The organism is Serratia sp. 2C06 (assembly GCF_050037615.1).
In the GTDB taxonomy this organism is placed as follows: Bacteria; Pseudomonadota; Gammaproteobacteria; order Enterobacterales; family Enterobacteriaceae; genus Serratia; species Serratia ureilytica.
On record NZ_CP188299.1, the window covers coordinates 4,681,398 to 4,702,129 of the forward strand.

17 protein-coding genes are annotated in these 20,732 nt (G+C 58.7%); 3 read left to right on the forward strand and 14 right to left on the reverse strand.

Annotation, left to right across the window (positions count from 1 at the left end; translation table 11 throughout):
- Positions 1-287: 287 nt before the first annotated feature.
- Positions 288-1,163, forward strand: coding sequence for a LysR family transcriptional regulator (locus ACP3TA_RS22835; protein WP_046687544.1), 876 nt, complete (start codon positions 288-290; stop codon positions 1,161-1,163).
- A gap of 59 nt (positions 1,164-1,222) precedes the next feature.
- On the opposite strand, the gene nuoN is transcribed toward ACP3TA_RS22835, so the two are convergent.
- The 14 genes from nuoN to lrhA form a co-directional block, all read right to left on the reverse strand.
- The gene (gene nuoN, locus ACP3TA_RS22840; protein WP_033635324.1) at positions 1,223-2,680 is read right to left on the reverse strand and encodes an NADH-quinone oxidoreductase subunit NuoN; all 1,458 of its coding nucleotides are present in this window, start codon (positions 2,678-2,680) and stop codon (positions 1,223-1,225) included.
- 6 nt (positions 2,681-2,686) lie between these two features.
- Positions 2,687-4,216: an NADH-quinone oxidoreductase subunit M gene (gene nuoM / locus ACP3TA_RS22845; protein ID WP_033643857.1), complete on the reverse strand. Its 1,530-nt coding sequence runs from the start codon at positions 4,214-4,216 to the stop codon at positions 2,687-2,689.
- Between the two features lie 95 nt (positions 4,217-4,311).
- Positions 4,312-6,159: an NADH-quinone oxidoreductase subunit L gene (gene nuoL / locus ACP3TA_RS22850; protein WP_206196220.1), complete on the reverse strand. Its 1,848-nt coding sequence runs from the start codon at positions 6,157-6,159 to the stop codon at positions 4,312-4,314.
- The gene (gene nuoK, locus ACP3TA_RS22855; RefSeq protein WP_004936014.1) at positions 6,156-6,458 is read right to left on the reverse strand and encodes an NADH-quinone oxidoreductase subunit NuoK; all 303 of its coding nucleotides are present in this window, start codon (positions 6,456-6,458) and stop codon (positions 6,156-6,158) included. The genes nuoL and nuoK overlap by 4 nt, the downstream gene beginning before the upstream one ends.
- Positions 6,455-7,012, reverse strand: a complete 558-nt coding sequence (gene nuoJ / locus ACP3TA_RS22860) for an NADH-quinone oxidoreductase subunit J (protein ID WP_019453717.1) — start codon at positions 7,010-7,012, stop codon at positions 6,455-6,457. The genes nuoK and nuoJ overlap by 4 nt, the downstream gene beginning before the upstream one ends.
- A 13-nt stretch (positions 7,013-7,025) precedes the next feature.
- Positions 7,026-7,568, reverse strand: coding sequence for an NADH-quinone oxidoreductase subunit NuoI (gene nuoI, locus ACP3TA_RS22865; protein ID WP_025160170.1), 543 nt, complete (start codon positions 7,566-7,568; stop codon positions 7,026-7,028).
- A gap of 14 nt (positions 7,569-7,582) precedes the next feature.
- Positions 7,583-8,560, reverse strand: a complete 978-nt coding sequence (gene nuoH, locus ACP3TA_RS22870; protein WP_033643858.1) for an NADH-quinone oxidoreductase subunit NuoH — start codon at positions 8,558-8,560, stop codon at positions 7,583-7,585.
- Positions 8,557-11,295, reverse strand: a complete 2,739-nt coding sequence (gene nuoG, locus ACP3TA_RS22875; RefSeq protein WP_080301931.1) for an NADH-quinone oxidoreductase subunit NuoG — start codon at positions 11,293-11,295, stop codon at positions 8,557-8,559. The genes nuoH and nuoG overlap by 4 nt, the downstream gene beginning before the upstream one ends.
- A 76-nt stretch (positions 11,296-11,371) precedes the next feature.
- A complete protein-coding gene (gene nuoF, locus ACP3TA_RS22880) occupies positions 11,372-12,718 on the reverse strand; it encodes an NADH-quinone oxidoreductase subunit NuoF (protein WP_015378579.1) in 1,347 nt (448 codons plus the stop codon).
- Positions 12,715-13,266, reverse strand: a complete 552-nt coding sequence (gene nuoE, locus ACP3TA_RS22885; protein ID WP_015378580.1) for an NADH-quinone oxidoreductase subunit NuoE — start codon at positions 13,264-13,266, stop codon at positions 12,715-12,717. Before nuoE ends, nuoF begins: the two co-directional genes overlap by 4 nt.
- Before the next feature lie 2 nt (positions 13,267-13,268).
- A complete protein-coding gene (gene nuoC / locus ACP3TA_RS22890) occupies positions 13,269-15,065 on the reverse strand; it encodes an NADH-quinone oxidoreductase subunit C/D (RefSeq protein ID WP_033651942.1) in 1,797 nt (598 codons plus the stop codon).
- Positions 15,066-15,161: 96 nt separating this feature from the next.
- The gene (locus ACP3TA_RS22895) at positions 15,162-15,836 is read right to left on the reverse strand and encodes a NuoB/complex I 20 kDa subunit family protein (protein ID WP_004936039.1); all 675 of its coding nucleotides are present in this window, start codon (positions 15,834-15,836) and stop codon (positions 15,162-15,164) included.
- A 15-nt stretch (positions 15,837-15,851) separates the two neighbouring features.
- Positions 15,852-16,289: an NADH-quinone oxidoreductase subunit NuoA gene (nuoA, locus tag ACP3TA_RS22900; RefSeq protein ID WP_004936040.1), complete on the reverse strand. Its 438-nt coding sequence runs from the start codon at positions 16,287-16,289 to the stop codon at positions 15,852-15,854.
- A gap of 707 nt (positions 16,290-16,996) precedes the next feature.
- Positions 16,997-17,941, reverse strand: coding sequence for a transcriptional regulator LrhA (gene lrhA, locus ACP3TA_RS22905; RefSeq protein ID WP_033643860.1), 945 nt, complete (start codon positions 17,939-17,941; stop codon positions 16,997-16,999).
- Positions 17,942-18,797: 856 nt separating this feature from the next.
- Between lrhA and ACP3TA_RS22910 the strand changes: the two genes are divergently transcribed.
- Both ACP3TA_RS22910 and yfbR read left to right on the forward strand, forming a co-directional pair.
- Positions 18,798-20,012 carry a pyridoxal phosphate-dependent aminotransferase gene (locus tag ACP3TA_RS22910; RefSeq protein WP_019453720.1) on the forward strand — a complete coding sequence of 405 codons (1,215 nt, stop codon included), beginning with the start codon at positions 18,798-18,800 and terminating at the stop codon, positions 20,010-20,012.
- A gap of 107 nt (positions 20,013-20,119) precedes the next feature.
- On the forward strand, positions 20,120-20,719 hold the full coding sequence (gene yfbR, locus ACP3TA_RS22915) for a 5'-deoxynucleotidase (protein ID WP_015378582.1): 600 nt from the start codon (positions 20,120-20,122) through the stop codon (positions 20,717-20,719).
- Positions 20,720-20,732: the final 13 nt, after the last annotated feature.

Below are 20,732 nucleotides of genomic sequence, written 5' to 3' on the forward strand. Positions count from 1 at the left end.
CTTCCACTCCCAAAGTCGGCAGGCGGCGGCCTGCCATCGTCGTCTTTCCTCACCCGGTCTGCCGGGAACGGCGCTTATCATAGCGTTACGGCGACGGGCGAAGTATCGTCAAGAATGAATCACCCTGATGCATTCTTGCATCACCGGAGAAATAACCGCCGATGTGCGTGCCGTTGACCGTCTTTCTCTCCCTCCAGACGGAACAACGCTTTATGATAGATACCGGTATCGTTCGCCCGGCCCGCACTGCTCCCCTGGCGCCGACAAATCTGCAGAGAGGAAATGGCATGATGAATTGGGATGACGCGCGCTTCTTTCTGGCCGTCGCACGCTGCGGCACGTTACGTAAAGCCGCCAACCAGCTGCAGGTTGATCAAGCGACCGTCGGCCGACGTCTCACCGCCCTGGAAAACTCGCTGGGTTCGAAATTATTTATCCGCACGCCAAAATCCTTCTCCCTCAGCCCGCTGGGCGAATCCATGCTGGCGGACATGATGAAGATGGAAAATGCCGTGCAGGCGATCGCTCGCAAAGCCGCCGGCGGCGACGAAAGTCTGTGCGGCAACGTGCGCATCGCCACCACCGATACCCTGGCCGAAGCCTTCGTGATACCGGCGCTGCAAGATCTGCGGCAACGCTATCCGGCCATCACCGTCACGCTGTTGACGGCGCTGAACATCACCGATATCGCTTACCACAGCGCGGATCTGGCGATCCGCGGCGCGCGCCCCGATGACGATGAGCTGATCATCAAACGCTTAGCCACTATCGAAATGGGCCTGTACGCCAGCCCGCACTATCTGGCGCAACGCGGCATGCCGGTCAAAGGCGAGCAGCTGCGCGGCCACGATCTGCTGATGTTCCCGCGCGAACTGGTGCCGCGCCACTGGAGCAATTTCGGCGGCGAGACCCTGTTCGAGCCCAACGCCGTGCTGCAATGCAATTCGCAGCTGTTGTTACGTTCGGCCACCCGCAGCGGGCTGGGCATCGGGCTGCTCTTGTCGTGCCTGGCCGACCACGACCCGGAACTGGTGCGCCTCTTTCCCGAGAGCAAAGACTGGGTGGATATCTGGCTGGTGCTGCACCCCGATTTGCAACGCGCCGCTCGCGTGCGCGCGGTGGTGCAGGCGCTGGAAACGTCGTTTAGCGCCCATTACGGCTGAGTGCCGTTTCTCCATAAAAAAAGGCCGCCGAAGCGACCTTTTTACCGTCTGAAGCGTTATCAGAACGTCGGCTGAGCCATCTGCACCAGCGAAATCAGCGGCTGAGGATAAACCCCCAACAGCAGCACCAGCGCGGCTGAGATCAGCACCACGACGCCACCGGCAGTCAACGCCCAGTTGTTCGGGGTGTCGCGCTGCAGCGATTCCGGCGCGCTGAGGAACAGACTGACGGTCACGCGCAGGTAGTAATACAGGCCGATGGCGCTGCCTACCACGACTGCGCCGGTCAGCCACCACAGGTGCGCGCTGACGCCCATCGCGATCACGAAGAACTTACCGATAAAGCCCAGCGTCATCGGGATACCGGCCAGCGACAGCATCATCACCGTCATTACCGCGGACAAGATTGGCTTGTGCCAGAACAGACCACGGTAAGAGAACAGCGAATCCGCATCCGGGCCGCGGTATGGGCTGGACATCAGGCTGACCACGCCGAAGGCGCCCAGGCTGCTGAACAGGTAACCGGCCAGATAAACGCCGGCGGTTTCCAGCGACAGTTGATGGGTTTGCACCGCAATCAGCGCCACCAGCAGGTAGCCCAGATGAGCGATCGACGAGTAGCCCAGCAGACGCTTGATGTTGGTCTGGCTGATGGCCATCAGGTTACCGAACAAGATGGAGCAGAACGCGATGATCGACAACACCATGCGCAGCGCTTCGTTGTCGGCGGCCGGGGCATACAGGAACAGACGCATCACGACCGCAAAGATCGCGATCTTGCTGGCGGTCGCCAGGAAGGTCGAGACCGGCGCAGGCGCGCCCTGATAAACGTCCGGCGTCCACAGTTGGAACGGCACCAGCGACAGCTTGAAGCCCAGACCGACGATCATCATGCCCATGCCGGCCAGGATCAGCGGCTGGTGCATCATGTTTTCCTGCAGGCTCTTGCCGAGGCCGGCCAGCGACAGATCGCCGGATTCGGCGTACAGCAGCGCCATGCCGAACAGCAGGAACGACGACGCGGCGGCGGACAGCAGCATGTACTTGATGGCGGCTTCCAGCGGGCGCTTCTGGCGGTAGGCGTAGCCCACCAGGCCGAACAGCGGCAGCGAGATCAGCTCGATACCGATGAACAGCGAAGCCAGATGGTTGGCGCTCGCCAGCAGGATGCCGCCCATGGCGGCGATCAGCACCAGCAGGTAGAACTCTTCGCGGTTATCCGGATAGCCGACCAGCCACGGATACGCGAAGGTGCAGGTCGCCAGACTCGCCAGCAGCACCAGCCCGGTGTAGAACATCGAGTAGCCGTCAACCCGCAGCAGCGGGGTGACGTCCATTGGGCCTGCCTGGCCGACAAAGTACAGCGAAAGCAGCGCCAGGTTGAGACCGATCACGGTCAGGGTGGCGTTGATAAAGTGGTCGCGTCGCCACGCAATGCCTAGCATCACAACCACCACCGTCAATCCGACGATCAACAGCGGCAGCAGTGCGATCAGTTGTTGAGGAGTTATTGTCATGGCGAATTACGGCCTTGTTGTTGAAATTGCTGAAACTGACGAACCAAACCAGTGTTGCACGTTGCTCATCGCCGCGTTGGAAGTATCCAGAATCGGCTGCGGGTAAACCCCCAGCAGAACCAGCAACACCACCAGCAGCAGAATGATGAACAGTTCGCGCGCGGTCATGCCCTGCAGCGGCTGGTCGGATTTAGGCGCACCGTAGTAAGCGCGCTGCATCATGATCAGCGAGTAAACCGAAGCGAACACCAGACCGAAGGTGGAGATCACGGTGATCACCGGCACCACCTGGTAGCTGCCGAACAGAATCATGAATTCGCCGACGAAGTTACCGGTACCCGGCATCCCCAGCGTAGCCACGGCGAAGAACAGCGACAGCGCAGGGATGAACTTGATGCGCCCCCACAGGCCGCCCATCTGACGCATGTCGCGCGTATGCAGACGTTCATACAGCTGGCCGCAGATGATAAACATGCCGGCGGCGGACAGGCCGTGCGCGATCATCTGGATAACCGCGCCCTGGTAAGCCAGTTGGCTGCCGGTGTAGATGGCGATCAGCACGAAGCCCATGTGCGATACCGAGGTGTAAGCGATAAGGCGCTTGATGTCGGTCTGCGCGAACGCCATCCAGGCGCCGTAGAAGATGCCGATCACGCCCAGCCACATGGCGATTGGCGCGAACTCGTGCGAAGCCTCAGGGAACAGCGGCAGGCTGAAACGCAGCAGGCCGTAGGCCGCGGTTTTCAGCAAGATGCCCGCCAGGTCGACGGAACCTGCGGTTGGCGCCTGGCTGTGCGCATCCGGCAACCAGCCGTGCAGCGGCACCACCGGCATTTTCACCGCGAAGGCGATGAAGAAGCCCAGCATCAGCATATATTGCACGTTGTGGGACATCGGCGTTTGCAGCAGGTCTTCGTAATCGAAGGTCCACACGCCGGTGGCGTTGTAGTGCACGAACACCAGGCCCAGGATCGCAATCAGCATCACCAGACCGCTGGCCTGGGTGTAGATGAAGAACTTGGTCGCCGCGGTGATGCGGGTTTTACCGTCCGATGCCTTGTGGCCCCACAGCGCGATCAGAAAGTACATCGGCACCAACATCATTTCCCAGAAGAAGAAGAACAGGAACATGTCGATGGCGAGGAACACGCCGATAACGCCGCCCAGGATCCACAGCAGGTTGAGGTGGAAGAAGCCCTGATACTTCTGGATTTCACGCCAGGAACAGAGGATCGCCAGCACGCCCAGCAGACCGGTCAACACCACCATCAGCAGCGACAGACCGTCCAGCGCCAGGTGGATGGAGATGCCGAAGCGCGGGATCCACGGCAGCAGGAATTCGCTCTGCCACTGCGGAATGCCTTTCGGCGTGGTCAATGTATAGCCGCCCTGCATCCACAGCTGCAGAGAGAGCGCCAACGTCAGCCCCATTGCGATCAGCGCTATCCAGCGCGGCACCTTAGTACCGAAGCGCTCAAGCTGCCAGCACAGCAGACCGCCGATAAAGGGGATAAGAATTAGCCAAGGTAATAGCATGGCGTTTTGTGTCCCTTATACGAATAATTTCAAACTTTGTACGTAGCGCCTGCCCGGCGCTACGCCCGAAAAATGCGTCTGTTTAAATTATTCAATTAAACCAAAATCAACAGAGCCAATACGACCACTGCACCCACACCCATAGACGCTATATACCAACGCACCTGACCGCTCTCGCTCACCGTCAGACCGCGGTTCCCCCAGCGGGAGAAGACGGCCGGCAGGTTCATCAGCGAGTTCAGCGGATCGCGCTGCAGCAGCTTCGCAATGCCCAGGTACGGCTTGACGAACACTTTGTCATACAGCCAGTCGAAGCCCCAGGCATGGAACCACCAGGTCGAGAAGAAACGACCCGGCGCGCTGTTGGCGATGCTGTTGACCAGGCTGCGTTTGCCCAGCCACAGCGCGGCCGCCAGCAGAATGCCGACGATAGCCACCACGCCGGAGGTGATTTCAAGCGTCAGCACGCTGCCGTGCGCCAATTCGGTCGTATCCGGCAGCACGCCCTGCAACGGCGGCACGATCATCGCCCCGACGAAGGTGGACAGCACCAGCAGAACCAGCAGTGGCAGGTGGTGAGTGATGCCTTTACCGGCATGCGCTTTGATTTTCTCTTCGCCATGGAACACGATGAAAATCATACGGAAGGTGTACAGCGAGGTCATGAACGCACCGACCAGGCCCGCAACCATCAGGTTGATGTGGCCGTTGGCCATCGCGCCCGCCAGGATCTCGTCCTTACTGAAGAAGCCGGCCGTGACCAGCGGCAACGCAGACAGCGCAGCGCCACCCACCAGGAAACAGACGTACACCAGCGGGATGCTCTTGCGCAGGCCGCCCATCTTGAAGATGTTTTGCTCGTGGTGGCAAGCCAGGATCACCGAACCAGACGACAGGAACAGCAGCGCCTTGAAGAACGCGTGGGTCATCAGGTGGAAGATCGCCGCGTCCCATGCCTGCACGCCCAGCGCCAGGAACATGTAACCGATCTGGCTCATGGTGGAGTAAGCGAGCACGCGCTTGATATCGGTCTGCACCAGCGCGGCGAAGCCGGCCAGCAGCAGAGTGACCGCACCGACGATGCCCACCAGGTGCAGCACTTCCGGCGCCATCAGGAACAGGCCGTGCGTGCGGGCGATCAGATAGACGCCCGCGGTCACCATGGTCGCCGCGTGGATCAGTGCGGAAACCGGGGTTGGGCCCGCCATCGCGTCCGCCAACCAGGTTTGCAACGGCAGCTGCGCCGATTTGCCGACCGCGCCGCCCAGCAGCATCAGGGTCGCCCAGGTGATGGCCGTGTCGCCCACCGCCAGTTTCTGCGGCGCCAGGATCATCAGCTCGCGGATGTTCAGCGTGCCCAGCTCGTTGTAGAGGATGAACAGCGCGAACGCCAGGAACACGTCGCCCACGCGGGTCACGATAAAGGCTTTCATCGCCGCCGCGCCGTTGGCCGGATCTTTGTAGTAGAAACCGATCAACAGGTAGCTGCACAGGCCCACGCCTTCCCAACCCAGGTACATCAACAGCAGGTTGTCCGCCAGCACCAATACCACCATGCTGGCGATAAACAGGTTGGTGTAAGCGAAGAAGCGCGAATAGCCCTCTTCACCGCGCATGTACCAGGAAGCGAACATGTGGATGAAGAAGCCGACGCCGGTGACCACCGACAGCATGGTCAGCGACAGGCCGTCCAGCACCAGGGTCACGCCGATATTGAAGTTGCCGACGGCCATCCAGGTCCACAGGCTTTGCTCGAACAGCTGCACGCCGGCGGCTTTCTGGGCGAGGAAATCCATCGCCACATACACCGTGACCAGCGCAGCCAGGCCGATAGAGCCCACGCCGACGGTGGCCGCCGTGTTCTCAGACCAACGACCGCGGGAAAATGCCAACAGCAGGAACCCGATCAGCGGTAGCAGAATTGTTAAATATAATAGGTTCATCCGCGCATCTCACTGACAGTATCAATATTCAGGGTATGACGACGACGGTAGAGCTGCAGCAGCAGCGCCAGGCCGATACTGGCCTCGGCTGCCGCCAGGCTGATCGCCAGGATGTACATCACCTGCCCGTCCGCCTGGCCCCAGTAGCTTCCCGCCACGATAAACGCCAACGCCGCAGCATTGATCATCACTTCCAGGCTGATCAGCATAAACAGCAGGTTGCGGCGCACCAGCAGCCCGGTCAGCCCGAGCACAAACAGGATAGCCGCCAGGATCAGGCCGTGTTGAAGAGGGATCATGCTTGCTCCTCCGATTTTCTTCTCGCCATTTCGCCACTCGCCGGCGCGTTGCTCAGCACCTCGCCAGGCTTGTGCTCGCGGCCGATATGGAAGGCGACAACCAAACCCGCCAACAGCAGCATTGAGGCCAGCTCAACCGCCAATACGTAAGGCCCGAACAGGCTGATGCCCACCGCCTTCGCGTCGACCATCTCACCGCTGATACCCTGATCGGATACGCTGCGGATCGCGACGATCAATACCACCAGCAGCGCCAGCGACAGCAGGCCAGGCCCGATCCACACCGTCGGCTTCATCCAGTCGCGCTCTTGCTGCTGCACGTTGCCGAGGTTCAGCATCATCACCACGAACACGAACAGCACCATGATGGCGCCCGCATAAACGATGATTTCCAACGCGGCGGCAAAGTAGGCGCCGAGAGAGAAGAAGACTGCCGAGATCGCCAATAACGAGACGATCAGATACAGCAGCGCATGCACAGGGTTGGTATGGGTGATCACGCGAATCGTCGCGGCCACCGCAATCAAACCTGCCAGATAAAATGCAATTTCCATGCTTGCTGGCTCCTTAGGGCAACAGACCTTTGACGTCGATCGGTTTGGCTTCGTTTTCGGCTTCGCCTTTGGCTTTGCCGTCAATCGCCATACCGGCCATCCGGTAGAAGTTATATTCCGGATATTTACCCGGCCCTGAGATCAACAGATCTTCTTTTTCGTACACCAGATCCTGACGCTTGTACTCACCCAGTTCGAAATCCGGCGTCAGCTGGATAGCGGTAGTCGGGCAAGCCTCTTCGCACAGGCCACAGAAGATGCAGCGCGAGAAGTTGATGCGGAAGAACTCCGGATACCAACGGCCGTCTTTCTGTTCCGCTTTTTGCAGCGAGATACAGCCGACCGGGCAGGCAACCGCACACAGGTTACAGGCGACGCAGCGCTCTTCGCCGTCCGGATCGCGCGTCAGCACGATGCGGCCGCGGTAGCGCGGCGGCAGGTAAACCGGTTCTTCCGGGTACATCTGGGTTTCACGCTTGGCGAAGGCATGCATGCCAATCATCCAAATGCTGCGCACCTGGGTGCCGAAACCAACCACTAACTCTTTCAATGTCATGGTTTATTCACCCCTTATTGAGCGTTGTACAAAATGACCGCGGCGGTTGCCAGCAGGTTCAGCAGCGTCAGCGGCAGGCACACTTTCCAGCCGAAAGACATCACCTGGTCATAACGCGGACGCGGCAGCGCGGCGCGGATCAGGATGAACATCATCATGAAGAAGGCCGTTTTCAACGCGAACCAGATGAATGGCGGCAGGAACGGACCCTGCCAGCCGCCGAAGAACAACGTCACAATCAGGGCGGACACGGTGACGATACCGATGTATTCCCCCACGAAGAACAGACCGAACTTCATGCCGGAATATTCGATGTGGTAACCGTCAGCCAGTTCCTGTTCGGCTTCCGGCTGGTCAAACGGGTGACGGTGACACACCGCCACGCCGGCGATCGCGAAGGTCACGAAGCCGAAGAACTGCGGAATGACGTTCCAGACGTGCGCCTGCGATTCAACGATAGCCTGCATGTTGAACGAACCCGCCTGCATCACCACGCCCATCAGCGACAGGCCAATGAACACTTCGTAGCTCAGGGTTTGCGCGGAGGCGCGCATCGCGCCCAACAGCGAGTATTTGTTGTTGCTCGACCAGCCGGCGAACAGCACGGCGTACACCGCCAGGCCGGCCATCATCAGGAAGAACAGAATACCGATGTTGAGATCGGACACCGCCCAGGTCGGGCTGACCGGTACGATGGCAAATGCCAGCAACAGGGAAGTAAAGGCGATCATCGGCGCCAGGGTGAAGATCACCCGGTCGGAGAATCTCGGCACCCAGTCTTCCTTGAAGAACATTTTGATCATGTCGGCGACCAGCTGCAGCGAGCCGCCCCAGCCTACGCGGTTCGGTCCGTAACGGTTCTGGAACAGGCCGAGCAGGCGGCGTTCGCCGAAGCTCATGAACGCCCCGCACGCCACGACCACCAACAGGATCACGACCGCTTTAAGAACGGCGATCAGAATGTCGATCACCTCAGGGGTAAACCAGCTCATCGTGCCGCCTCCCGCAGATTGTCTACCTTAGCACCCACCAAGATCGGCGGGATCCCTGGCAAGCCGAGCGGCAAACCAACCTGGCCCTGGGTCAGGGTTTCACTCAGACGCACCGGCAGACGCAAGGTCTGGCCCGCACAGCTGAACTCCACCAGGCTGCCCGCGTTGACGCCAAGCGTCGCCGCGTCGGCCGGGTTGACCATCACGTAGGCTTCCGGCATGCGCTGCTGGATCACGTGAGAGCGCTGCGACATTTCATCGCTGCCGAACAGGTGGTAGTAAGGCGCGACACGCCAGCCGTCGTTCGGATTGAAGGCGGCTGGCACGCGGTCGAAGTAACCGAGGCTGCCCTCCCCCGCTTCGATCAGGCGCACGCCCGGATCGCCGTGGCGCAGTTTGCCGCCCACTTCGGCCTGGAACTTGTTCCATGCCTGCGGTGAGTTCCAGCCTGGCGCCCAGGCGAACGGGATCTGCTGACGATCGGCCAGCGGGCTGTTGTTCCCTTCCATCGAGAAGGCGAACATGGTGTCTTTATCCTGCGGCTGACGCGGCTCGTGCACGCTGATGTTGGCGCGCATGGCGGTACGGCCGCTGGAACGGTGCGGCGAACGCGCCAGCTTCTGACCGCGAATGCGGAAAGTCGCGTCCGGCGCGGCATCGACGATGCCCTGCAGCTGCGGCAACGCGGCGACGCAAGCGGCGATCACGTCATCGAGCTGAGTCCAGTCCACATGGCGGCTGGTGTAGGTGGAGTGCAGCGAGTGCATCCAGCGCCAGCTTTCCAGCATCACGGTGAACTGATTCTTCTTAGCGTCGTCGTAGTAAGCCGGATCGTATACCTGGAAGAAGCGCTGCGCGCGGCCTTCCTGGTTGATCAGCGTACCGTCGCTCTCGGCAAAGCTGGCCGAGGAGAGGATCAGGTTGGCTTTGTCCATGATCGCGGTGCGCTGGTGATCGGCGACGATCAGGTTGCTGACCTTGGCCAACGCTGCGTCCACCTGCGCCGCCGGCGCATGGCGATAGAGATCGTTTTCCATCACGATGGCGGTATCGGCTGCGCCGCTCGCCAGCTGTTCCAGCGCCTGATCGAGCGAACCACCGCCGATCATCGCCAGGCCCATGCTGTTGGCGGCGCCCGCCACGAAGGTGATGCCGACGTCGGAACCGCGGCCCTTCAACGCTTTGGCGATGTTGGCCGCCGCTTCGATGATGGCTTCGCTGCCGGCGTTGCTGCCGGTAATGATCAGCGGTTTGCGTGCGCCGGTCAGCGCCTGCACGATGATGTCGACTTTCTTGTTCAGGCCTTCGGCCAGATCGTTCACCGCCGGCGCCGCGCTATCCAGCGCGTGCGCGATGGCGAAGCCGAAGCGCGCCTGCTCGTCAACCGGCGCGCGGTAGTTCCAGGCGGCGATGTCGTCCAGGCGGGTATTGTCGACGTTGGTGGTGAACAGCGGGTACTTGGCGTGCTGGCCGATGTTCTGCACCGCCGCGATCTGCCAGTCGGCAACGCGCTGCGCCGCCGCCATCGCGCGGGCTTTACCCTTGACGGCCTGACGCACGGACAGCGCGATGCGCGCGCCGGTTTGCGTCAGGTCTTCGCCCAGCACCAGCACCGCGTCGTAATCTTCGATCTCACGCAGCGCCGGCGTATGAACGCCGCCGTTCTTCAGCACGTTCAGCATCAGCGCCAGGCGTGATTGCTCCGCCTGAGCGATACCGGTGTAGTAGTTCTCGGCGCCGACCAGCTCGCGCAGTGCGAAGTTGCTTTCCAGGCTGGCGCGCGGGGAGCCGATGCCGATGGTTTTCTTCGCCTGACGCAGGATGTCCGCCGCGCCCTGCATCGCCTGCTCGGCGTTCAGGGTGATCCAGTCGTCGCCGCGCAGCTGCTGCGGTTGACGCGGACGATCTTTCTGGTTGACGTAGCCGTAACCGAAACGGCCGCGGTCGCACAGGAAGTAGTGGTTCACGCTGCCGTTGTAACGGTTTTCGATACGGCGCAGCTCGCCATAGCGCTCGCCCGGGCTGGTGTTACAGCCGATGCTGCACTGCTGGCAAATGCTCGGCGCGAACTGCATGTCCCATTTACGGTTGTAGCGTTCGGAATGCGTTTTGTCGGTGAAGACGCCGGTCGGACACACTTCCACCAGGTTGCCGGAGAACTCGCTTTCCAGCGTGCCGCTTTCCGGGCGACCGAAGTAGACGTTGTCGTGCGCGCCGTACACGCCGAAGTCGGTGCCGTCCGCATAGTCTTTGTAGTAACGCACGCAGCGATAGCAGGCGATGCAGCGGTTCATCTCGTGCGAGATAAACGGCCCCAGCTCCTGGTTGTTGTGGGTGCGCTTGGTGAAGCGGTAGCGACGGAAGCTGTGGCCGGTCATTACCGTCATATCCTGCAGGTGACAGTTACCGCCTTCCTCACAGACCGGGCAATCGTGCGGGTGGTTGGTCATCAACCACTCGACCACGCTTTCACGGAACTGCTTCGCTTCGCCGTCATCGATGGAGATGAAGGTGCCATCGGATGCCGGGGTCATACAGGACATCACCAAACGGCCGCGCGTATCTTCCGCGTTTTGGTATTGCTTTACCGCACATTGGCGGCAAGCGCCGACGCTTCCCAGCGCCGGATGCCAGCAAAAGTAAGGAATATCAAGGCCGAGGGAGAGACAAGCCTGCAGCAGGTTGTCCGCTCCGTCTACCTCATACTCTTTGCCGTCTACATGAATCGTAGCCATAGTCAGCATGCTTCCAAGTGGCCTGCCTTGCGGCAGGCGTTAATCAAAAATTCTGGCCGTGTTCGGGCGAGTCGGCTTACCAGCGTTGCTTCAGCAGATTGTTCGGCTGAATGCCGCCAATCGCATGCGCGTTGCCGAAGTGCTGCACGGCGATACCCGCCTCGAACTCTTCACGGAAATATTTAATCGCGCTTTGCAGTGGCTCTACGGCACCTGGCGCGTGGGCGCAGAAGGTTTTGCCCGGGCCGAGGGAACGGCACAGCTGTTCGAGGGTTTCGATATCCCCCGGCTGCCCTTCGCCGTTTTCCAACGCACGCAGGATCTTCACGCTCCACGGCAGGCCATCTCGGCAAGGCGTACACCAGCCGCAGGACTCGCGGGCGAAGAACTCTTCCAGGTTACGCACCAGCGGCACCATGCCGATCTCGTGGTCTACCGCCATCGCCAACGCGGTGCCGAGACGGCTGCCGGCTTTGCCGATCGCGCCGTATTCCATCGGCAGATCGAGATGATCGGCGGTCAGGAAGTCGGTGCCCGCGCCGCCCGGCTGCCAGGCTTTGAAACGCAGACCGTCGCGCATGCCGCCGGCGTAGTCTTCCAGGATCTCGCGCGCGGTGGTGCCGAACGGCAGCTCCCAGACGCCCGGATTTTTCACCCGGCCGGAGAAGCCCATCAGCTTGGTGCCTTTGTCTTCACTGCCGGAGATGCCGGTGTACCACTCCACGCCGTTCGCCAAAATGGCCGGCACGTTGCACAGCGTTTCGACGTTGTTGACGCAGGTCGGCTTGCCCCAGACGCCGGCGCTGGCCGGGAATGGCGGCTTGGAACGCGGGTTGGCGCGGCGGCCTTCCAGCGAGTTGATCAGCGCGGTTTCTTCGCCGCAGATGTAACGGCCAGCGCCGGTGTGCACGATCAGCTCGAAATCAAACCCGGTGCCGAGAATGTTCTTACCCAGATAGCCGGCTTCGGTGGCTTCCGCGATGGCGCGACGCAGGTGCGCCGCCGCTTCGATGTACTCGCCGCGCAGGAAGATGTACCCGCGATAGGCTTTCAGCGCGAACGCGGAGATCAGCATGCCTTCCACCAGCAGGTGCGGCAGCTGCTCCATCAGCAGGCGGTCTTTATAGGTGCCCGGCTCCATCTCATCGGCGTTACACAGCAGGTAACGGATGTTCATGGATTCGTCCTTCGGCATCAGGCTCCACTTCAAACCGGTGGAGAAGCCCGCGCCACCGCGGCCCTTCAGCCCGGAATCTTTCACCAGGCCGACGATCTCGTCCGGGGCCAGGCCTTTGAGGGCCTTCTCTGCGCCGGCATAGCCGTTTTTGCTGCGGTATTCGTCCAGCCACAGCGGCTGCTTGTCATCGCGCAGACGCCAGGTCAGCGGATGCGTTTCGGGAGTGCGTACAATGTGCTTGGTCATTGATACTGCTCCAGTAGCGTCTCGATATCTTCAGGCTTCAGCTGACTGTGCGTGTCGTCATCAATCATCATGGTCGGCCCTTTATCGCAGTTGCCCAGACAGCAGGTCGGCAGCAGCGTGAAGCGGCCATCAAAGGTGGTTTGACCCGGTTTGATGTTCAGCTTCTTCTCGATAGCGGCCTGAATGCCCTGGTAACCGGTGATGTGACAAACAACGCTGTCACAATAACGGATCACGTGACGTCCTACTGGCTGACGGAAAATCTGGCTGTAGAACGTGGCCACGCCTTCTACGTCGCTGGCGGGGATGCCCAGCACTTCCGCGATGGCGTAAATCGCACCGTCCGGAACCCAGCCGCGCTGCTTCTGCACAATTTTCAGTGCTTCGATGGAAGCGGCGCGCGGATCCTCGTAATGGTGCTTTTCGTGCTCGATCGCATCACGTTCTTCCGCGCTCAGTACAAATGCATCAACGCCGCTCTGAGGAGCGGCTGCATTGATGGGCTCGAGCGCATCGTTGACTGCGTGATTGTCTTTTTGATCATGCATAGTTAGCGGTCCACATCTGACATTACAAAATCGATACTACCCAGATAGACGATCAGGTCGGAAACCAGGCTGCCTCGGATGACCGATGGGATCTGCTGCAGGTGCGCAAAGCTCGGCGTACGTACCCGGGTGCGGTAGCTCATGGTGCTGCCGTCGCTGGTCAGGTAGTAGCTGTTGATCCCTTTGGTGGCTTCAATCATCTGGAATGATTCGTTGGCTGGCATCACCGGGCCCCAGGAAACCTGCAGGAAGTGGGTGATCAGCGTTTCAATGTGCTGCAGCGTGCGCTCTTTCGGCGGCGGCGTGGTCAGCGGGTGATCGGCCTTGAACGGGCCTTCCGGCATATTGTTCAGGCACTGTTCGAGGATGCGCAGGCTCTGGCGCAGCTCTTCCACCTTCAGCATCACGCGGGTGTAGCAGTCGCTGTTGCCGTCGCCGACCGGCACTTCGAAGTCGAAGTTCTCGTAGCCGGAGTACGGGCGCCATTTACGCACGTCGAACTCGACGCCGGTGGCGCGCAGACCGGCACCGGTCACGCCCCATTCCAGCGCTTCTTTGGCGTTGTAAGACGCGACGCCGATGGAACGGCCTTTCAGAATGCTGTTCTTCAGCGCCGCTTTCACGTAGGAATCCAGACGCTTCGGCATCCATTCGAGGAATTCACGCAGCAGGCGATCCCAGCCGCGCGGCAGATCGTGCGCGACGCCGCCGATACGGAACCAGGCCGGGTGCATACGGAAGCCGGTGATCGCTTCCACCAGATCGTAGATCTTCTGGCGGTCGGTAAAGGCGAAGAACACCGGGGTCATCGCGCCGACGTCCTGAATGAAGGTGGAGATGTACAGCAGGTGGCTGTTGATGCGGAACAGTTCGGACAGCATCACGCGAATGGTGTCAACGCGCTCCGGCACCTTGATGCCGGCCAGCTTTTCAACCGCCAGCACGTAAGGCATTTCGTTCACGCAGCCGCCGAGGTATTCGATGCGGTCGGTGTACGGAATGTAGCTGTGCCAGGATTGACGCTCGCCCATCTTCTCGGCGCCGCGGTGGTGATAACCGATATCCGGCACGCAGTCGACGATCTCTTCGCCGTCCAGCTGCAGAATGATGCGGAACGCACCGTGCGCAGACGGGTGGTTCGGGCCGAGGTTGAGGAACATGAAGTCTTCGTTCTCGGTGCCGCGCTTCATGCCCCAGTCTTCCGGCTTGAAGGTCAGCGCTTCCATCTCCAGATCTTCTTTCTGCTTGGTCAACACGAAAGGATCGAATTCGGTGGCGCGCGCCGGGTAGTCCTTGCGCAGCGGGTGCCCTTCCCAGGTCTGCGGCATCATGATGCGCGACAGGTGCGGGTGGCCGTCGAAGGTGATGCCGAACATTTCCCAGGTCTCGCGCTCATACCAGTTGGCGTTTGGGAACACCTTGGTGGCCGTCGGCACGTGCAGGTCTTTTTCAGACAGCGCCACCTTCAGCATGATGTCGCGGTTGCGCTCGATGGAAATCAGATGGTAGAAAACGGAGAAATCCGCAGCGGGCAGGCCGTCGCGGTGGGTGCGAAGACGTTCGTCCACGCCATGCAGATCGAACAGCATGACATACGGCTTCGGCTGTTTTCTCAGGAACGTCATTACTTCCAGTAACTGGTCAGGTTTAACCCATACCACGGGCATGCCGGTGCGGGTGGCCTGAACAGTAAAGGCTTCCGGCCCAAAACGGTTGCGCAGTTCGCCGATCACCGGGTCGTCAAGGTGATCTCGGGTCTGCCAGGCAGGCAAGGCGTCGTGCGTCGTCAAATCTGTCATAATTTTTTTTCACCACACTAAAGGGTTATTCGTCGCAAGTTTCACTTTTCGCTGTGTTAACCAATAGCGCACTAAGATGGACGTTAAATGAACGTCTTAAATCTCGTCAGGCGTCCGGAGGTTGGTCACCGCGATGCGCTCGCCGTGTTTACGCTCTCTTTCAGACTGCATATTGGCGCGGTAAACGCCCTGATCGCCGACAACCCACGACAGTGGGCGACGTTCTTTGCCGATGGATTCCTGCAGCAGCATCAGCGCTTGCATGTAGGCTTCCGGACGCGGTGGGCAGCCGGGAATGTACACGTCGACCGGCAGGAACTTGTCCACGCCCTGCACCACGGAATAGATGTCGTACATGCCGCCGGAGTTGGCGCAAGCGCCCATCGAGATCACCCACTTGGGCTCCAGCATCTGCTCGTACAGGCGTTGGATAACCGGGGCCATCTTGGTGAAGCAGGTGCCGGCCACCACCATCAGGTCAGCCTGACGCGGGGAGGCGCGCAACACTTCCGCACCGAAACGCGCCACGTCGTGAACGGCGGTAAACGACGTCACCATCTCCACGTAACAGCACGAAAGGCCGAAGTTATACGGCCAAATAGAGTTTTTACGCCCCCAGTTCACCATGTCATGCAGCGCATGCTCGAGTTTACCCATGTAAACCGTGCGGTGGACCTGTTGTTCCAGGGGATCGGCGACGATCTCCTGTTTTTGCAGGGGATAACGGTCGTTCTCACCGTTCGGGTCTATGCGGGTGAGCGTATAGTCCATCTTAATGCCTCGCTGTTACTGCGGATGACTGTTGGTGTTAGTGATCGTGCTCGGTTTGCTGCGGCGTTGGGAACGCGCCGGAGTCCAATCCAACGCGCCGATGCGCACCAGATAAACCAGACCGGCCAATAGCACCAAAATGAAAATGGCGGCTTCGATAAAGCCTACCCAGCCGCTCTCGCGAATCGAGACCGACCAGGCATACAGGTATAAGGCTTCAACGTCGAAAATAACGAAGAACATGGCCACCAGGTAGAACTTGGCGGACAAACGCATGCGCGCCGTGCCGACCGAGTCGATGCCTGATTCAAACGGGGTGTGTTTGGCGCGCGCCCGGGCTCTCCCGCCCAAGAAGAACGCGCCCAGCAGCATTAAGCCGCAGAGCCCGATAGCCACAACGAGAAATACGGCGAGCGCCCAGTGATGAGCGATAACTTCAGTGGTTGTTGACATACTCTATGCTTACTCATCAAAAGTGGCGTCGATCGCACTGCTCTTGTCACCGGCAGTTAGTGCGCCACATCGATTTAAGGGAAGGATAAATAACCACACAAACAAACTGCCTTTACAGCGAGTTAGGCAGCGTTTTTCTGTGGGCTTTTTACTCCTTTCTATAACCTTTTGTCAACTTTGACAAAAGTATCTACACACTAGTTTACATACGTATCATTTGATTAACATTTGATGCGCCAGGGACAGGCTAAATCGTGTCAGTTAATTTTTGTGTAGAAACAGATAGATATAAACCAACATGCACATTTCAGTTTTACTATACCATTGTCTCAGGAATTCCCTGTTCTTCCACTCACTACCTAGGGGTATTTTTTTGATCCAGGACACGTTTTCAGCATAAATCCTCAAAAAAAGTGTGGCCCTTTAACAATTTTCCTCAAATTGAGCCGCAAAAACGGCCGCTATAAGCTAACAAAATAACCCTGCTATTACCATGCCTTTAACCCATTCAATCTTATTGCTCAAAAAACGAACTTAGCGTATTAAACCCGGCCAAACTCTCTTTTCAGTAACGCTTAAAAGTTAACAAAACATCCAACTCAATTAAAAAAACAAACCAAACACATATAAATACAATTTTAGGTAAAAAAAGGACAAAAAAAACCTCCGCCGAAGCAGAGGTTTTCATCAGATATCGCGCCGCAGCGTTATTCTTCTTCGTCCACCAGGCTGGCGTCATCCTGATCGCTCTGGAGACCGCCTTCCGCGCCGTTGAAGCCATAGCCGTCATTGCCGCCCTGCATCGCGCTAAAGATGGCCATCGCCAGCTCGTTGCTGCACTGCGCGTTTTTGCACAGCGCATACTGGGTATCCGGCAACGGCGGCAAACCTTCCGCCGCGCCCAGCACCCGCAGGTCAGGGCTCATCATCTCGATCGGCCGCGCGGTCACGCCCAGGCCGGCCTTGCAAGCCGCCCGCACCGCGGACAGCGTGGAAGCGACGTAGGCGATGCGCCACGGGATGCCGGCTTCGTCCAACTGCTTGATCGCCAGCGAACGGAACGGGCTTGGCTCGTCCATCACCACCAGCGGGATCGGCTCGCCGGCCTGGTAATGGTAATCGGCGGCGCAGTACCACAACGTCGGCGACGTGCGCAGCACGATGTGCGGATGCCCTTCGGGATCGGCCGTGGTCACCGCCAGATCGATCTCGCCCTCCTCCAGCAGATCGACCATCGTCGTGCTGCGCTTCACGCGCACGTCAATAGCCAGCTTCGGATAGATGGCGGTTACGCGGTTCAGCAGGAAAGGCAGAATGGTATCGGCGGTGTCGTCGGAAGCGCCGATGGTCAGAACACCTTTAATATTGTTGTACATCAGAGAGGTACAGGCTTCATCGTTAAAGCGCAGGATTTTTCTGGCATAACCGAGAAGCTGAATACCATGCTCAGTCAGAAGTTTGTTGCGCCCATGGCGGGCAAACAGTTCTTTGCCGACCAGTTGCTCTAATCGCTGCATTTGTTGGCTGACGGCTGATTGAGTACGGCAAACGGCGACAGCCGCCGCTGCGAAAGTATTCAAATCAGCAACCGCAACAAAGGTTCTTAGCAGATCGAGGTCGAGATTAAGTATCGGACGATTTGCAGTTGTCATAGTGTATTCTTCACTTTTTTAAATTCTAATTTACGAACTACTACCCTGGTGTGTTTCTCAGACGCCGTTGAAAAAGGACGGAGCCTGTTATGACAGTACCCCACTCATAAGTGGAGGGCAAAAAAATTACTTATGATTCGTTACCTCTATCGCTTTTTGAAATGCGATCTATCGATGCTGCTTATAGAACGCGGGGGACTAAATGCCGGCATACGGGGAAAACCCCCACCGGGCCTGAGATTTTACTCATTCATACTGCCTAATTTCCACTCCATTCGTGCTACTGATAACCCTTATCAACTGGCGTTCAGACTGCATTTACGAGCAAGAAATATAAATAATTAACGGCACCGACTTCGTGTCACCACGCAATGAATTTAATAAATTCAATCAGTAAGATTTTTACTTTAAATAATATTCTCATAACCACATAAACAATGCTTAAGATAAAATATAAAGTAAAGCTTATGTAAATATGCCATTTTTCTTAGTGTGGTGTGTCATCTGACAACCCGCTATCAGACAACTCCGGTATTATCGTTCCTTTACAGTTACTGAAAACCATTCTCCCTTACGGCTTATCAGTTCTCCACACCCAAGCGCTGACGCCAGCGCGTCGCGTTGAACGACGCTCGATTTCACAGAACAAAACCCTAGTAAAATTATAGTTCATGAAATTATGAACCACAAAATAACTTTACCTTTGCTTATCATAACTAAAATCCCCCGTTACGACATGCATTTGCACCAAAGGCGTGCAAAACCCTTCAAAAGCAACTACGCCAGGAGTACATTGGGCGGGTTGCGGCGTCCCACGGTAGGAGCGCCCCTATCCCAGCAAAAGGCTCAACTTTTTATGTCCCCCATTGAGAAATCCAGCAAACTGGACAACGTCTGCTATGACATTCGCGGCCCGGTGCTTAAAGAAGCTAAACGTCTTGAAGAAGAAGGCAATAAAGTCCTGAAACTGAACATCGGCAACCCTGCCCCGTTCGGCTTCGACGCCCCGGACGAAATCCTGGTCGACGTGATCCGCAATCTGCCCACGGCGCAAGGCTACTCCGATTCCAAAGGCCTCTTCTCGGCGCGTAAAGCGATCATGCAGCACTATCAGGCGCGCAACATGCGTGACGTGACCGTTGAGGATATCTACATTGGCAACGGCGTCTCCGAGCTGATCGTTCAGTCCATGCAGGCGCTGCTCAACAGCGGCGACGAAATGCTGGTGCCGGCGCCGGACTATCCGCTGTGGACCGCCGCAGTGTCGCTGTCCGGCGGCAAGGCCGTACATTACCTGTGCGATGAGCAGGCCGGCTGGTTCCCGGATCTGGACGACATCATCAGCAAGATCACCCCGCGCACCCGCGGCATCGTGATCATCAACCCGAACAACCCGACCGGTGCGGTCTACAGCAAAGCGCTGCTTGAGCAGATCGTCGAGATCGCCCGTCAACACAACCTGATCATCTTCGCCGACGAGATCTACGACAAGATCCTGTACGACGAAGCAGAGCACCACTCTATCGCCGCGCTGGCGCCGGATCTGCTGACCGTGACCTTCAACGGCCTGTCGAAGACCTACCGCGTGGCGGGCTTCCGCCAGGGCTGGATGGTACTGAACGGGCCGAAAAAGCACGCCAAAGGTTATATCGAAGGGCTGGAGATGCTGGCTTCGATGCGCCTGTGCGCCAACGTGCCGATGCAGCACGCGATTCAGACCGCGCTGGGCGGTTATCAGAGCATCAGCGAATTCATTCAGCCCGGCGGCCGCCTGTACGAACAGCGCAACCGCACCTGGGAATTACTCAACGACATCCCGGGCGTCTCTTGCGTGAAGCCGCAGGGCGCGTTGTACATGTTCCCGCGCATCGATGCCAAACGCTTCAACATCCATGACGACCAGAAGCTGGTGCTGGATCTGTTGCTGCAGGAAAAAGTGCTGCTGGTGCAGGGCTCCGCGTTCAACTGGCCTTACCCCGATCACGTGCGCATCGTCACCCTGCCGCGCGTAGACGAACTGGAAATGGCGGTCGGCAAGCTGGGCCGCTTCCTGGAAGGCTATCACCAATAATCATCAGGGGCGCAGCGCCTCGCTGCGCCCTTCCCTCACAGCCCGGTTGCAAAATTCGCCGACACTGCTTCACAATGGGGCCCTCACTTGCCGTTAAAGAGAGCACCATGAGTCAGAGCCATTTCTTCGCCCATCTGTCCCGCCTGAAACTGATCAACCGCTGGCCGCTGATGCGCAACGTGCGCACCGAGAACGTCTCCGAACACAGTCTGCAGGTGGCCTTTGTCGCCCACGCGTTGGCGGTGATCAAGAACCGCAAATTCAACGGCAACCTCAACGCCGACCGCGTTGCGCTGTTGGCGATGTACCATGACGCCAGCGAAGTGATCACCGGCGACATGCCGACGCCGATCAAATACTACAATCCGCAGATCGCCCATGAGTACAAGAAGATCGAAAAGATCGCCCAGCAAAAGCTGCTGGACATGATCCCGGCGGAGCTGCGCAACGATTTTCGCACCATTCTCGATGAGCATTATTACAGCGAAGATGAAAAGCAGGTGGTGAAGCAGGCTGACGCGCTGTGCGCCTACCTGAAATGCCTGGAAGAGCTGTCTGCCGGCAACAACGAATTCACCCTGGCCAAGGCGAGGCTGGATAAAACCCTGGAACAGCGCCGCAGCCCGGAGATGGACTACTTCATGGAAGTGTTCATTCCCAGCTTCAGCCTGTCGCTGGACGAAATCAGCCTCGACAGTTCGCTGTAACCCCGCCGGCGCA